The following is a 12,788-nucleotide window of genomic DNA, read 5'->3' as shown; positions in this document are numbered from 1 at the left end:
GCGCGTAACCGTAACGGGCGCTCAGAGTTTGCGGAGCCGCAGCCGCTGCACCTTGTGGTCGGGACCCTTGCGGACGACGAGGGTGGCGCGGCCGCGCGTGGGCGCCACGTTCTCCAGGAGGTTGGGCTTGTTGATGGTGCGCCAGGTGGTGCGCGCGTAGTCGAGCGCCTCCTCCTCCGAGACCTGCGTGTACTTGCGGAAGTACGAGGACGGGTCCTGGAACGCCGTCGCGCGCAGCTTGCGGAAGCGGTTGAGGTACCAGGCCTCGATGTCCTCGGCGCGCGCGTCCACGTACACGCTGAAGTCGAAGTAGTCGGCGAGGCCGACGCGGGTGCGGCCGTCCTTGCCGGGCAGGGCGGGCTGCAACACGTTCAGGCCCTCGACGATGAGGATGTCGGGGCGCCGCACCGTCAGCGTCCGCGTGGGGTCGATGTCGTAGATCAGGTGCGAGTAGACGGGGGCCGTCACCTCGTCCTTGCCGGCCTTCACGTCGGCGACGAACCGGGTCAGGGCGCGGCGGTCGTACGACTCGGGGAAGCCCTTGCGCGACATCAGGCCGCGCGCCTCCAGCTCCTTGGTGGGGAGCAGGAAGCCGTCGGTGGTGACGCGGGCGACGCGCGGGTGCTCGGGCCAGCGCGAGAGCAGGGCCTGGAGGAGGCGGGCGACGGTGGACTTGCCGACCGCCACCGAACCGGCGACCCCTATGACGAACGGGGTGCCGGTCTGGGCGGCCTTCTCGTTCGTCTCGCCCAGGAACGTGTTGAGCGCGCCGCGCAGGCCGTCGGTCGCGCCCACGTACAGGTTCAGGAGACGGGAGAGCGGCAGATAGATGTCGCGCACCTCGTCGAGGTCGATGACGTCGCCGAGGCCGCGCAGCTGTTCCAGCTCCTCGGCGGTCAGCGGCAGCGGCGTCCTGTCACGCAGAGCACTCCACTCGGTTCGGGTGAGGTCGACGTAGGGAGTCACCTCCGGCTTCTGCCGGTGGGTGCTCCGGGAGTCCGTCGACGCGGTGGCCAGGGGCTCGGAGACCGGAGAGATCACAGTCCATTGTTACGGCTGTGTGGCCGGAGCGGGGCGTGGGGTGCGTCACGCCGGGCCGTGACAGGGCCCGCACGGACCCGTCACAGCTATGGACCCGGCGTGGAGGCGGCGATACCTTCCGGGGATCCGCGGGGCACCGGCGCGTCCGCGGGGCGGGAGGGAAACCCTCATGTCCGTGTTGCGCGTTCCCGGCTTCGTCCGTGTACGGGGGAGGTTCCGCGCCGCGCCGGCCGGTGACGACTGGGCGGGCCGGGTCCACAGCGAGCTGGCGCTCGACCTGCCCGACGAGGACATAGGCGAGGACCTCGACGACTGTCTCGACCTCTACGAGATGGGCAGCAAGCCGCGCTGCGAGGAAGCCGAGTACCTGGGGCTCGTCCAGGACGCGCGGGACAGGCTCCTGTGGGGGCGCTGACGGCGGTCGTACGCTGCGGCGTATGTGCGGAATCGTGGGATACGTAGGTTCTCAGTCGGCTCTCGACGTCGTCCTCGCGGGGCTGAAACGCCTGGAGTACCGGGGCTACGACTCGGCCGGGGTGGCCGTCGTCGCGGACGGTTCGCTGGCCTCCCGCAAGAAGGCCGGCAAGCTCGTCAACCTGGAGAAGGAGCTGGTCGACCGGCCGCTGCCGGCCGGGCCCGCCGGGATCGGGCACACCCGCTGGGCCACCCACGGCGGCCCCACGGACACCAACGCGCACCCGCACCTGGACAACGCGGGCCGGGTCGCCGTCGTCCACAACGGCATCATCGAGAACTTCGCCCCGCTGCGCGCCGAGCTGGCCGAGCGCGGCCACGACCTGACGTCCGAGACGGACACCGAGGTCGTGGCGCATCTGCTGGCCGAGGAGTACGCGGGCGACCTCGCGGCGGCGATGCGCCGGGTCTGCCGCCGCCTGGAGGGGGCGTTCACGCTGGTCGCGGTGCACGCGGACGCGCCGGACGTGGTGGTGGGCGCGCGCCGGAACTCGCCGCTGGTGGTCGGCGTGGGGGAGGGCGAGGCGTTCCTCGCGTCGGATGTGGCGGCCTTCATCGCGCACACCCGGTCGGCCATCGAGCTGGGTCAGGACCAGGTCGTCGAGCTGCGCAGGGACGGGGTCGTCGTCACCGACTTCGACGGGCGCGCGGCGGACGTCCGGCACTACCACGTCGACTGGGACGCGTCGGCCGCCGAGAAGGGCGGCTACGACTACTTCATGCTCAAGGAGATCGCCGAGCAGCCGAAGGCGGTCGCGGACACCCTGCTCGGGCGGATCGGCGCGGAGGGACAGCTGACGCTGGACGAGCTCCGCATCCCGCCGCAGGTGCTGCGGATGGTCGACAAGGTCGTCATCGTGGCGTGCGGTACGGCGTTCCACGCGGGTCTGATCGCCAAGTACGCCATCGAGCACTGGACCCGGCTGCCCTGCGAGGTGGAGCTGGCGAGCGAGTTCCGCTACCGGGACCCGATCCTCGACGCCCGGTCGCTGGTCATCGCGATCTCCCAGTCCGGCGAGACGATGGACACCCTGATGGCGCTGCGGCACGCGCGGGAGCAGGGCGCGACGGTGCTCGCCATCTGCAACACGAACGGGTCGACGATCCCGCGCGAGTCCGACGCCGTCCTCTACACGCACGCCGGGCCCGAGGTGGCGGTCGCCTCGACCAAGGCGTTCCTGACGCAGCTCGTCGCCTGCTACCTGGTGGCGCTGTACCTCGGGCAGGTGCGGGGCACCAAGTGGGCCGACGAGATCCTCGCCGTCGTAGGGGACCTGGCGCGCATCGGCGAGGAGGTCGAGCGGGTCCTGGAGACGATGGAGCCGGTCCGCGAGCTCGCCCGCTCGCTGGCCGGGGCGGACACCGTGCTGTTCCTGGGCCGGCACGTCGGCTATCCGGTCGCCCTGGAGGGCGCGCTGAAGCTCAAGGAGCTCGCCTACATGCACGCCGAGGGCTTCGCGGCCGGTGAGCTGAAGCACGGGCCGATCGCGCTGATCGAGGAGGGCATGCCGGTGGTGGTCGTCGTCCCGTCGCCGCGCGGCCGCTCGGTCCTGCACGACAAGATCGTCTCCAACATCCAGGAGATCAGGGCGCGCGGGGCGCGGACCATCGTGATCGCCGAGGAGGGCGACGAGGCCGTCGTCCCGTACGCGGACCATCTGGTGCGCGTCCCGGCCACGCCGACCCTGTTGCAGCCGCTCGTGGCGACGGTGCCGTTGCAGGTGTTCGCGTGCGAGCTGGCCACGGCCCGCGGCAACGAGGTGGACCAGCCGCGGAACCTGGCGAAGTCGGTGACGGTGGAGTGAGGGCCGGGTGACGCGTTCCGTAGGGTGCTCGGCATGAGCATCATCGGGGTCGGAATCGACGTGGCCGAGATCGAGCGGTTCGCGGCGTCCCTGGAGCGGACGCCGGGGATGGCCGGGCGGCTGTTCGTCGCGGGGGAGTTGCTGCTGCCGAGCGGCGAGCGGCGCGGGGTCGCCTCGCTCGCCGCCCGGTTCGCCGCGAAGGAGGCACTCGCCAAGGCGCTGGGAGCGCCGGCCGGGCTGCGCTGGACCGACGCGGAGGTGTGGGTCGAGGAGAGCGGGCAGCCCCGGCTGCGGGTGAGCGGCACGGTGGCGGCGCGCGCCGCCGAGCTGGGCGTGCAGGGGTTCCATGTGTCGTTGAGCCATGACGCGGGGGTGGCGTCGGCCGTGGTGGTGGCGGAGGGATGAGCGACACCGCGTCGACGACGACGCTGTGGCGCCCCACCGGGCCCGTGGAGCTGGACCTGGTGCGGGAGTCCGGGTGGCGTGCCTGGCCGCCCCGGCTCCCCGAGCAGCCGATCTTCTATCCGGTCCTCAACGAGGACTACGCGATCCGCATCGCGCGCGACTGGAACGTCAAGCACGACGGCGCGGGCTTCGTGACGCGGTTCGAGGTCGACACCGCGTTCCTGCGCCGGTACCCGGTCCGGCGGGCGGGCGGCGAGACGATCCTCGAACTGTGGGTGCCCGCCGAGGAGCTGGACGAGTTCAACGCGCACATCGTCGGGGAGATCGAGGTCGTGCGCGCGTTCCGCGCCGAGGCGTAGGCGCGGGCGCCTTCCCGCCCGGCCCGGCCGCCCGTCGGGTCAGTGGCGTACGTCCCGCCACACCGCCGGGATCGCCGCCGCCACGTCCTGCGCCGACACCGGGGCGCCGTCCGCCGCGCGGCGGGCCGCCAGGCCGTGGAGGTGGGCGCCGACCGAGGCCGCGTCCGCCGGGGCGAGGCCCGCCGCCAGGAGGAGCCCGTCAGGCCCGACAGGACGTCGCCGCTGCCCGCCGTGGCCAGCCAGGGGGTGCCCGTCGGGTTGACCCGGGTCGGGGCGCCGGGCGAGGCGATCAGGGTCGTCGAGCCCTTGAGGAGGACCGTCGCCGCGTACCGGGACGACAACTCCTTGACGGAACTCAGGCGTCGGGACTCCACCTCGGCGCGGTCCGTGCCCAGGAGGGCCGCCGCCTCGCCCGCGTGCGGGGTGAGGACGGTCGGGGCCGTGCGGGTGCGGATCACGTCCGCGTCCGCGAGGCGCAGGCCGTCCGCGTCGATCAGGACCGGGACGTTCGACGCCAGGACGTCGAGGACGCCCGACCGGTCGTCGCCCAGGCCGGGGCCGAGCACCCAGGCCTGCACCCGCCCCGCCTTGGACGGCGGCCCCGCCGACACCAGCGTCTCCGGGAAGCGGGCGAGGACCGCGTCCGCCGCCGGGCCCACGTAGCGCACCGCGCCCGCGCCGCCGTGCAGCGCCCCGGCCACCGCGAGGACCGCGGCCCCCGGATAGCGCGCGGAGCCCGCGACCACGCCGACGACCCCGCGCCGGTACTTGTCGCTCTCGCCGGTCGGCTCGGGCAGCAGCTCCGCGACGTCCGCGTACTGGAGCGCCTCCAACGCGGCGTCGCCGCGCGGCAGTTCGAGTCCGATGTCGATCAGGCGCAGCGCCCCCGCGTAGGCGTGCGCCGGGTCGATGAGGAGTCCGGGCTTGTACGCGCCGAACGTGACCGTCGCGTCCGCGCGCACCGCGTCGCCGCGGACCTCGCCGGTGTCGGCGTCCACCCCGCTCGGCAGGTCGACGCAGACCATCACTCCCCGGACGGCGTCGGCCAGTTGGGCCGCTCGGGGGCGCAGGCCGCCCTTGCCGCCGATGCCCACGATCCCGTCGACGACGAGGTCGGCGCGGCCCACCAGTTCGGGCGCCGCGTCCGACTCCGCGTCGAGCACCGTGCCGCCCGCCGCGCGCAGCGCCGCGAGGCCCCCGGCGTGGGCCCGCTCCGGCGCGAGCAGCAGGGCCGTCACGCCCGCGCCGCGCCGGGCCAGGCGGGCGCCCGCGAACAGGGCGTCGCCGCCGTTGTCCCCGGAGCCGACGAGGAGGGCGATCCGGGACCCGTAGACCTTTCCGAGCAGTTCCGCGCAGGCCGCGGCGAGCCCGGCCGCCGCCCGCCGCATCAGCGTTCCTTCGGGCAGCCGCGCCATCAGTGCGCGTTCGGCTGCCCTGACCGTCTCGACGTCGTAGGCGACTCGCATGTCATCGAGTGTCTCCCAAGAGGTGGGTGCGCAGCAGGTCGGCCGTCTCGGCGGGGTGGGTCGACCAGCCGTTGTGGGCGCCGGGGAAGTGCGCGAGGCCGAGGTCCAGCCGCCGCGCCAGCAGCTCCGCGGGCCGGTACGGCAGATGTCCGCGCGTCGCCGTGCCCGCCGCCAGGGTCAGCCGGTCGCGGGCCGTGGCCAGCGCGGCCAGGTCCGGTTCGTACGCCGCGAAGCTGCGGTGCTCGTACCGGATCGCCAGCGGGGCGTTCGCCAGCAGCCGCTGTCTCATCTCCCGTACGCGCTCGGGGAGTTCGCCCGGCTGGGGCGGTGCGGGCAGCATCACCGGGCCGACGCCCGCGAGGAAGCGCGCGCCCGCCGCCTCCAGGCCCCGCGCCATGAACGTCTCGTACACGTCCTGGAAGAACGCCGCCTGCTCGGCCGCGTCCGGCAGCACGCTCCACGACGGCGGTTCGTGGGCCACCACGTGCCGGAGCCGGCCGGGGTGCCGCGCCAGCAGGTCGAGGGCGACGATCGCGCCGCTGGAGACGCCCGCCACGTACGCGGGGCGGTCCGGGGAGAGCGCGTCCAGGAGGCGCAGCGCGTCGTCCGCGTGGACCGGCACGCGCTGCTCGGCCGGCGGCCCGTCCAGGGTGCTGCGCGAGTAGCCGCGCGGGTCGTGCGTGAGCACCGTGAAGGTGTCGGCGAGGGCGTCCGCGACCGGGTCGAGGGCCGCCGCGTCGCCGCCCGCGCCGGGCAGCAGGAGGAGGACGGGACCGCTGCCGCGCAGCTCGTGGTGCAGGGTCGCGCCGGGGACGCGCAGGGTGTGTGAGGTGATCATCGACGCACTTCTCCCTCGGGCCAGTGGGTGAGCATGACGTGCAGCGCCTCCAGGGCGCTCGCCCACGTCTCCTCCACGTCCCTGCGGTGCCGGAAGCCGCCCGCGAGTTCGAGGGTGACGAAGCCGTGGAAGGTGCTGCGCAGGACGCGCCCCGCGTCCGTGAGGTGCGGTTCCTCCAGGCCGTAGCCCTGGAGCAGCGCGTACGTGCACGTGAGGTTGCGGCGCAGGCCCGGGTGCTCGTCGAGGACCGACGGGTCGAGCTCCAGCTGGGTCGCCGCGTACCGCCCCGGGTGCTCCAGGGCGAAGGCGCGGTAGGCGTGCCCGAAGGCGAGCAGCGCGTCGCGCCCGGCCCGGCCCGCGAGCGCGTCCGCGATCCGGTCGGCGAGGTCGAGGCCGGACCGGATCGCGACCCGGGTGCTCAGCTCGGACAGGCCCTTGACGTGCGCGTACAGACTCGCGTCCTTGACGCCGAAGCCGCGGGCGAGCGCCGCGATGGTGATGTGGTCGAAGCCGACCGTGTCCGCGAGATCGGCGGCGGCCGCCACGACGCGCTCCGTCGTCAGCCCTGCCCTGGCCATCATGGGTCCGGCCCCTCTTTCCTAATGCTCCTAGGTTTTGTCCTACGGTACCTAGGTGCGGCCGGGCCGATCAACGGCTTTTCGGGGGACCTCGCCGCGCGGCTGCCCGGGGAGCGGGCCGCACCGGGATTCCCTCGGCCCATGACCAGCACTCCTGTGCGCGGCGCCCTGGCCGCGCTGCTCGCCCTCGCCGCCGCGCTCCCGGCGGTCCCCGCCTTCGCCGACCCGGGACCGCCGCCCCGGCCCTCGGCCCCGGCGCCCGCCGCGGGACCCGCGCTCGTCCCCGGCGTCCCGCTCACCCCGTACCAGCCCTGGCGGATGGACACCCCCGACCAGGTGCTGCCGCCGCGCGTGTACGAGCCGAGCGCCGCCGAGGACGCGATCGAGCCGTACGAGCCGTCCGTCCCGGTCGACGACAGCGTCGAGTACGTGCCCGCGAGCGAGGCGCAGCCGGCGCCGGGACCCGGTCTCGGACAGTTCGCCGCCGCGCGCTGCACCACGAAGACCGGCCCCTACCAGCGCCAGGTCGAGCGCTGGCTGAAGCTCAAGGTCGACGGCCGTCAGTCCGCCGCCGACTGCAAGGCCATCCGCGCCTTCCAGACCAAGCAGGGCATCCGCCCGAACAGCGGCTTCGCCGGGCCCGTCACCTGGGGCCGGATGCGCTCCATCAGCGCCCGCAAGAACCCGAACGCGGCGAAGAAGTGCCCCACGCGCGCGTACCGCCTCGCCTGCGTCGACCTGCCGCGCCAGCTGATGTGGGTCAGCAAGGGCAAGAAGATCGTCTACGGGCCCGTCCCGATCCGCAGCGGCCGCGCCGGGTACGCGACCCGCGCGGGCTGGCACAAGGTCTACTGGAAGCACAAGAACCACTGGTCGACGCTGTACAACACCCCCATGCCGTACAGCCAGTTCTTCAGCGGCGGCCAGGCCTTCCACGCCATCTACGGCAGCGTCTACAACCCGCCCGGCTCGCGCGGCTGCGTCAACATGCGGCTCGCCGACGCCAAGAAGCTCTGGGGCGTGCTCAAGAAGGGCGACCGCGTGTACGTGTGGGGCCGCAGGCCCGGTACCTGAGGGCCGCTCCGACCGCTCTGAGAGACTGGGCGCACCATGAACGAGAACGTGACTGCCCCGCTCCGCGCCCGCGCCGAGATCGACCTGGCCGCACTGAAGGCCAACGTGCGGTCCCTGCGCGCCCACGCGCCGGGGGCCGCGTTCATGGCCGTGGTGAAGGCGGACGCCTACGGGCACGGAACGCTCCCGGTGGCCCGCGCCGCGAAGGAGGCGGGTGCCGAGTGGATCGGCACCGCCACCGCCGAAGAGGCCCTGGAGCTGCGCGCGGCGGGCATCACCGGCCGCCTCCTGTGCTGGCTGTGGGTGCCCGGCGGGCCCTGGCGCGAGGGCATCGAGGCCGACCTCGACATGTCGGTCAGCGGCATGTGGGCGCTGCGCGAAGTCGCCGCCGCGGCACGGGAGTCGGGCCGGGTCGCCCGCATCCAGCTCAAGGCCGACACGGGACTCGGGCGCAACGGCTGCCTGCCGGCCGACTGGCCCGAGCTGGTGCGCGAGGCCCTGAAGGCGCAGGAGGCCGGTCTCGTCACCGTCACCGGACTGTGGTCGCACTTCGCCTGCGCCGACGAGCCGGGGCACCCCTCGACCGCCGCGCAGCTGGCCTCCTTCCGCGAGATGGTCGGGTACGCGCAGGAGCGGGGTATCACCCCCGAGGTGCGGCACATCGCGAACTCGCCGGGGACGCTGACCCTGCCCGAGACCCACTTCGACCTCGTCCGCCCCGGTATCGCGATGTACGGCATCTCGCCCAGCCCCGAGCTGGGCACGCCCGCCGACTTCGGCCTGCGCCCCGTCATGACCCTGAAGGCGAACCTCGCGCTCGTGAAGCACGCGCCGGGTGGACTCGGCGTCAGTTACGGGCATCACTACGTCACCCCGGGAGCGACGACCCTCGGCCTCGTCCCGCTCGGCTACGCGGACGGCATCCCGCGGCACGCCTCCGGCACCGGCCCGGTCCTGATCGCGGGCAAGCGGCGCACGGTCGCGGGGCGGGTCGCGATGGACCAGTTCGTCGTCGACCTCGGCGGTGACGAGCCGGCCGCGGGGGACGAGGCGGTGCTGTTCGGCCCCGGTGACGCGGGCGAGCCGACCGCCGAGGACTGGGCGGCCGCGGCGGGCACCATCGCGTACGAGATCGTCACGCGGATCGGTTCACGGGTCCCGCGCGTCTATGTCGGCGACGGGCCGGCGGACGGCGCGTGACCACGGACACGGGTTGAGCGGCGGCCGCCAGGGCTATGTGAACTTCGAACCGAACAGGAAACTCGGCACACCAGGGCAGCACGCAGCGCAGGACGCGGGCAGAGCGCACTAAGGAGCGGCACGTGAGCGAGGACACCGCACAGGCCACGGCGGCCGTCGCCGAAGCCGCGGCTTCGGGGAGCTGGCGCCGGGCCGGCCTCGCGGGCGCCGCGATCGGCGTGGTCGCCGCGGGCGCCGCCGCCGGAGTGGCCGTCGAGCGGCTCACGGTGGGGCGCGGCATGCGGCGCAAGGCCCGGCTCGCCCTGGACGCCTCGGGCCCCTACGGCGCGCTGCGCGGCACCCCCGGCAAGGCCTACGGCGACGACGGCACCGAGCTGTACTACGAGGTGGACGAGGTCGAGCCGGACAGCGGCGGCGGTCCGCGCAGGCGGCGCCTGTTCGGCCGCAAGGACCCGGCGCCGGTCACCGTCGTCTTCAGCCACGGCTACTGCCTCAACCAGGACTCCTGGCACTTCCAGCGCGCCGCCCTGCGCGGTGTCGTGCGCTGCGTCTACTGGGACCAGCGCAGCCACGGCCGGTCGGGGCGCGGGACCGAGCAGGTCGAGCAGGGGGCGCCGGTCACCATCGACCGGCTCGGCTGCGACCTCAAGGCCGTCGTCGACGCGGCCGCGCCCGAGGGCCCGCTCGTCCTCGTCGGCCACTCCATGGGCGGCATGACCGTGATGGCGCTGGCCGACCAGTGTCCCGAGCTGATCCGCGAGCGCGTCGTGGGCGTGGCCCTCGTCGGGACGTCGTCGGGGAAGCTCGGCGAGGTCAACTACGGGCTGCCGGTGGCCGGGGTCAACGCGATCCGGCGGGTGCTGCCCGGCATCCTCAAGGCCCTCGGCCAGCGGGCGGAGCTCGTCGAGAAGGGGCGGCGGGCCACGGCCGACCTGTTCGCGGGGATCATCAAGCGGTACTCGTTCGCGTCGCGGGACGTCGACCCGGCGGTCGCCCGGTTCGCGGAGCGGATGATCGAGGGGACGCCGATCGACGTGGTCGCCGAGTTCTACCCGGCGTTCCAGGAGCACGACAAGACGGCCGCCCTGAACCACTTCGCCGACATCCCGGCGCTCGTCCTCGCCGGTGAGCAGGATCTGGTGACGCCGAGCGAGCACAGCGAGGCGATCGCGGCGCTGCTGCCGCAGGCGGAGTTCGTGCTCGTACCGGACGCCGGGCACCTCGTGATGATGGAGCACCCGGAGGTCGTCACGGACCGGTTCGCGGACCTCCTGGCCCGCGTCGGAGCGGTTCCGGCAGCCGCTACCGTGGGTCCTTATGGAGACACCGGCAGCACCGCACAGCCCGGCGGCTGATCCCGCCACCCCCACCCCGTCCGTCGCCTCCGTCCGCACGGCCACGGTCACCGTCACCTCTCCCGACGCCATGCGGGACCTGGGCCGCGCGCTGGCCGAACAGCTGCGCCCCGGCGACCTCGTGATGCTCACCGGTGAGCTGGGCGCGGGCAAGACGACCCTGACCCGCGGCCTCGGCGAGGGCCTGGGCGTGCGCGGTGCGGTGACCTCACCGACGTTCGTGATCGCCCGGGTGCATCCGCACCTGTCCGGCGGGCCCGCCCTGGTGCACGTCGACGCGTACCGCCTCGGGGGCGGCCTCGACGAGATGGAGGACCTCGACCTCGACGTGTCCCTGCCGGACTCGGTCGTCGTCGTGGAGTGGGGCGACGGCAAGGTCGAGGAGCTCTCCGACGACCGGCTGCACGTCATCATCGACCGCGCCACGGGCGACACCACGGACGAGGTCCGGATCGTGACCCTGAACGGGATCGGGGACCGCTGGGCCGGGTCGGACCTGGGCTCGCTCGCGGCCTGAGACCCGTCGGGCGCGCGGTCACGCGCCGTATCCCGAACGTATCCCGACAACGCGTCGGCAAAATGTTGCGCGACGCGCCGTCGGCGTGTTCACATGGAGGTCCACCTTGGTTAGGTCTACCTAACCACGACTGCTTCGGCGGCCCCGGGAGGCGTCCATGTCTGCTTCGGAACGTGACGTACGACGGACTGCCGCGCCGCGCCAGGTGTCCATGCGGGACCTGCTGGCGTCCTGTGCGGCGGCGCGGGCCGTCTCGACACCGCCGCCCCCGCCGCGCATCGGGCGGGACGTGAAGGCGCGGCCCGACGCCGCGTAGGCGCGGGGCCCGCGGGACCCTACGGAACCACGACCACCTTGCGGCCGATCGTCGCGAACTCCCACATCAGGGTGCCGTTCGCGCGGGACTCGCGGATGCCGCCCGTCTGCTTGGACGGGTCGGGCTTCGGGGTCGAGCCGTCGACCGCCGCGCTGAAGCCGATCGCCACCCCGTCCGTCGTCGCGAAGCGGACCACGTGCTCGATCGCCACCCCGTCGGTGCCGGTGATGGTGCCCGAGCGGGAGGTCACGGTGTACGAGCCGGGCGCCGGGTCCACCGTTCCCGGCGTGACCTCGTACGTGCGCGGGGCCTTCGCGCCCGGGGTGACCAGCCACACGCGGTCCTCGCCCAGCGAGTAGACGACGCGCTCGCCCTTGCCGGACTGCGCGGGCAGGGCCTTCGGGTCCGACTTGTGCTTCGGGGCCGTGGACGCCGTCGCCGAGGGGGAGGTGTCCTTCGGCTTGGCGAGGTCGGCCGGTGCGCTCGCCGACGCCTGGTACGCGAGGAAGCCGACCACGGCGAGCGCGCCCGCCGTCAGCGCGGTCACGAATCCGGTGCTGCTCCGTGCCACCAGGTGCCTGCCTCTCATGTACGTCACCAGCGAAGGCTCCCCGTGACGGTAGCACCGGGGCCGGGCCCGCTCCGGTTGTGCGGGAGTGCGGACGTGTCAGCCTCCGGAGCGCCGTAGGCTGTTTGCGTGCTGCTGCTCGCGCTGGATACCGCAACCCCCGCCGTCACCGTCGCGCTGCACGACGGGACCTCCGTCGTCGCCGAGTCGAGTCAGGTCGACGCCCGCAGACACGGGGAGCTGCTGCTCCCCGCCGTCGACCGGGTGCTCGCCGAGGCCGGGACGTCGCTCGACGCCGTGACGGGGATCGTCGTGGGCGTCGGCCCGGGACCGTACACCGGTCTGCGGGTCGGCCTGATGACCGCCGACACCTTCGGGCTCGCGCTCGGCGTACCCGTGCACGGTGTGTGCACGCTGGACGGGCTCGCCTACGAGGCCCAGGTCGAAGGCCCCTTCGTCGTCGCCACCGACGCGCGGCGCAAGGAGGTCTACTGGGCCCGCTACGACGACGTGCGCACCCGCGTCACCGAGCCCGCCGTCGACCGGCCCGCCGACATCGCCGAGCGGGTCGCCGGGCTGCCCGCCGTCGGCGCCGGAGCGGTGCTCTACCCGGACACGTTCCCCGACGCCCACGGGCCCGAGCACGTGTCCGCCGCCGCGCTCGCCGCCTTCGCCGCCGAGAAGCTCGCCGCGGGTGCGGAACTGCTCGAACCACGCCCCCTCTACCTGCGCCGCCCCGACGCGCAGGTCCCCAAGAACTACAAGGTGGTCACCCCCCAGTGACCGGCGTGG

Annotated in this window: 14 protein-coding genes and 1 pseudogene; 10 read left to right on the top strand and 5 right to left on the bottom strand. The window is 73.8% G+C overall.

Annotation, left to right across the window (positions count from 1 at the left end; genetic code table 11):
* Positions 1–21: 21 nt before the first annotated feature.
* Entirely contained in the window at positions 22–1,041 is a 1,020-nt protein-coding gene (coaA, locus tag V2W30_RS16145) for a type I pantothenate kinase (protein WP_338697250.1), read from the bottom strand.
* A 169-nt stretch (positions 1,042–1,210) separates the two neighbouring features.
* On the opposite strand from coaA, the gene V2W30_RS16140 reads away from it, so the two are divergent.
* Genes V2W30_RS16140 through V2W30_RS16125 form a run of 4 tightly spaced genes read left to right on the top strand, consistent with a single transcriptional unit; the run spans position 1,211 to position 4,084 of the window.
* A complete protein-coding gene (locus V2W30_RS16140) occupies positions 1,211–1,456 on the top strand; it encodes a hypothetical protein (protein ID WP_338697248.1) in 246 nt (81 codons plus the stop codon).
* Positions 1,457–1,478: 22 nt separating this feature from the next.
* On the top strand, positions 1,479–3,320 hold the full coding sequence (glmS, locus tag V2W30_RS16135; protein ID WP_338697246.1) for a glutamine--fructose-6-phosphate transaminase (isomerizing): 1,842 nt from the start codon (positions 1,479–1,481) through the stop codon (positions 3,318–3,320).
* Positions 3,321–3,353: 33 nt separating this feature from the next.
* The gene (locus tag V2W30_RS16130) at positions 3,354–3,725 is read left to right on the top strand and encodes a holo-ACP synthase (protein ID WP_338697245.1); all 372 of its coding nucleotides are present in this window, start codon (positions 3,354–3,356) and stop codon (positions 3,723–3,725) included.
* Positions 3,722–4,084 carry a hypothetical protein gene (locus V2W30_RS16125; RefSeq protein ID WP_338697244.1) on the top strand — a complete coding sequence of 121 codons (363 nt, stop codon included), beginning with the start codon at positions 3,722–3,724 and terminating at the stop codon, positions 4,082–4,084. Before V2W30_RS16130 ends, V2W30_RS16125 begins: the two co-directional genes overlap by 4 nt.
* A gap of 39 nt (positions 4,085–4,123) precedes the next feature.
* On the opposite strand, the pseudogene V2W30_RS16120 reads toward V2W30_RS16125, so the two are convergent.
* The 3 genes and pseudogenes from V2W30_RS16120 to V2W30_RS16110 all read right to left on the bottom strand — a co-directional run bounded on the left by V2W30_RS16120 (position 4,124) and on the right by V2W30_RS16110 (position 6,966).
* Positions 4,124–5,550: pseudogene (locus tag V2W30_RS16120) on the bottom strand (NAD(P)H-hydrate dehydratase).
* A 1-nt stretch (position 5,551) separates the two neighbouring features.
* Complete coding sequence (locus tag V2W30_RS16115; RefSeq protein ID WP_338697243.1) at positions 5,552–6,388, bottom strand: alpha/beta fold hydrolase; 837 nt, start codon at positions 6,386–6,388, stop codon at positions 5,552–5,554.
* Positions 6,385–6,966 carry a TetR-like C-terminal domain-containing protein gene (locus tag V2W30_RS16110; protein WP_338703639.1) on the bottom strand — a complete coding sequence of 194 codons (582 nt, stop codon included), beginning with the start codon at positions 6,964–6,966 and terminating at the stop codon, positions 6,385–6,387. The genes V2W30_RS16115 and V2W30_RS16110 overlap by 4 nt, the downstream gene beginning before the upstream one ends.
* Positions 6,967–7,107: 141 nt before the next feature.
* Here V2W30_RS16110 and V2W30_RS16105 point away from each other — a divergent pair, with 141 nt between their 5' ends.
* From V2W30_RS16105 to V2W30_RS16085, 5 genes are all read left to right on the top strand, one after another.
* Entirely contained in the window at positions 7,108–8,040 is a 933-nt protein-coding gene (locus V2W30_RS16105) for a L,D-transpeptidase (protein ID WP_338697242.1), read from the top strand.
* Positions 8,041–8,076: 36 nt separating this feature from the next.
* Positions 8,077–9,240 carry an alanine racemase gene (alr, locus tag V2W30_RS16100; RefSeq protein WP_338697240.1) on the top strand — a complete coding sequence of 388 codons (1,164 nt, stop codon included), beginning with the start codon at positions 8,077–8,079 and terminating at the stop codon, positions 9,238–9,240.
* Between the two features lie 122 nt (positions 9,241–9,362).
* Entirely contained in the window at positions 9,363–10,595 is a 1,233-nt protein-coding gene (locus V2W30_RS16095) for an alpha/beta hydrolase (protein WP_338697238.1), read from the top strand.
* Positions 10,558–11,112 carry a tRNA (adenosine(37)-N6)-threonylcarbamoyltransferase complex ATPase subunit type 1 TsaE gene (gene tsaE, locus V2W30_RS16090; RefSeq protein WP_338697236.1) on the top strand — a complete coding sequence of 185 codons (555 nt, stop codon included), beginning with the start codon at positions 10,558–10,560 and terminating at the stop codon, positions 11,110–11,112. The genes V2W30_RS16095 and tsaE overlap by 38 nt, the downstream gene beginning before the upstream one ends.
* A gap of 157 nt (positions 11,113–11,269) precedes the next feature.
* Positions 11,270–11,428: a hypothetical protein gene (locus tag V2W30_RS16085; protein WP_338697234.1), complete on the top strand. Its 159-nt coding sequence runs from the start codon at positions 11,270–11,272 to the stop codon at positions 11,426–11,428.
* A gap of 19 nt (positions 11,429–11,447) precedes the next feature.
* Here the strand turns inward: V2W30_RS16085 and V2W30_RS16080 are convergent, their stop codons facing one another.
* Entirely contained in the window at positions 11,448–11,999 is a 552-nt protein-coding gene (locus V2W30_RS16080; protein ID WP_338703638.1) for a hypothetical protein, read from the bottom strand.
* A gap of 126 nt (positions 12,000–12,125) precedes the next feature.
* On the opposite strand from V2W30_RS16080, the gene tsaB reads away from it, so the two are divergent.
* The gene (tsaB, locus tag V2W30_RS16075; RefSeq protein ID WP_338697232.1) at positions 12,126–12,779 is read left to right on the top strand and encodes a tRNA (adenosine(37)-N6)-threonylcarbamoyltransferase complex dimerization subunit type 1 TsaB; all 654 of its coding nucleotides are present in this window, start codon (positions 12,126–12,128) and stop codon (positions 12,777–12,779) included.
* Positions 12,780–12,788: the final 9 nt, after the last annotated feature.

The organism is Streptomyces sp. Q6, assembly GCF_036967205.1.
GTDB classification, from domain to species: Bacteria; Actinomycetota; Actinomycetes; order Streptomycetales; family Streptomycetaceae; genus Streptomyces; species Streptomyces citrinus.
Note: the sequence above shows the minus strand (reverse complement) of the source record. Positions and strands in the feature narration are given on the sequence as shown.

Bases quoted from the DNA above. Each gene is read 5' to 3' on its own strand.
- V2W30_RS16105 (WP_338697242.1), top strand. From the start codon at position 7,108: ATGACCAGCACTCCTGTGCGCGGCGCCCTGGCCGCGCTGCTCGCCCTC.
- alr (WP_338697240.1), top strand. From the start codon at position 8,077: ATGAACGAGAACGTGACTGCCCCGCTCCGCGCCCGCGCCGAGATCGAC.
- V2W30_RS16130 (WP_338697245.1), top strand. From the start codon at position 3,354: ATGAGCATCATCGGGGTCGGAATCGACGTGGCCGAGATCGAGCGGTTC.
- tsaE (WP_338697236.1), top strand. From the start codon at position 10,558: ATGGAGACACCGGCAGCACCGCACAGCCCGGCGGCTGATCCCGCCACC.
- V2W30_RS16085 (WP_338697234.1), top strand. From the start codon at position 11,270: ATGTCTGCTTCGGAACGTGACGTACGACGGACTGCCGCGCCGCGCCAG.
- V2W30_RS16125 (WP_338697244.1), top strand. From the start codon at position 3,722: ATGAGCGACACCGCGTCGACGACGACGCTGTGGCGCCCCACCGGGCCC.
- glmS (WP_338697246.1), top strand. From the start codon at position 1,479: ATGTGCGGAATCGTGGGATACGTAGGTTCTCAGTCGGCTCTCGACGTC.
- V2W30_RS16110 (WP_338703639.1), bottom strand. From the start codon at position 6,966: ATGGCCAGGGCAGGGCTGACGACGGAGCGCGTCGTGGCGGCCGCCGCC.
- V2W30_RS16140 (WP_338697248.1), top strand. From the start codon at position 1,211: ATGTCCGTGTTGCGCGTTCCCGGCTTCGTCCGTGTACGGGGGAGGTTC.
- V2W30_RS16115 (WP_338697243.1), bottom strand. From the start codon at position 6,388: ATGATCACCTCACACACCCTGCGCGTCCCCGGCGCGACCCTGCACCAC.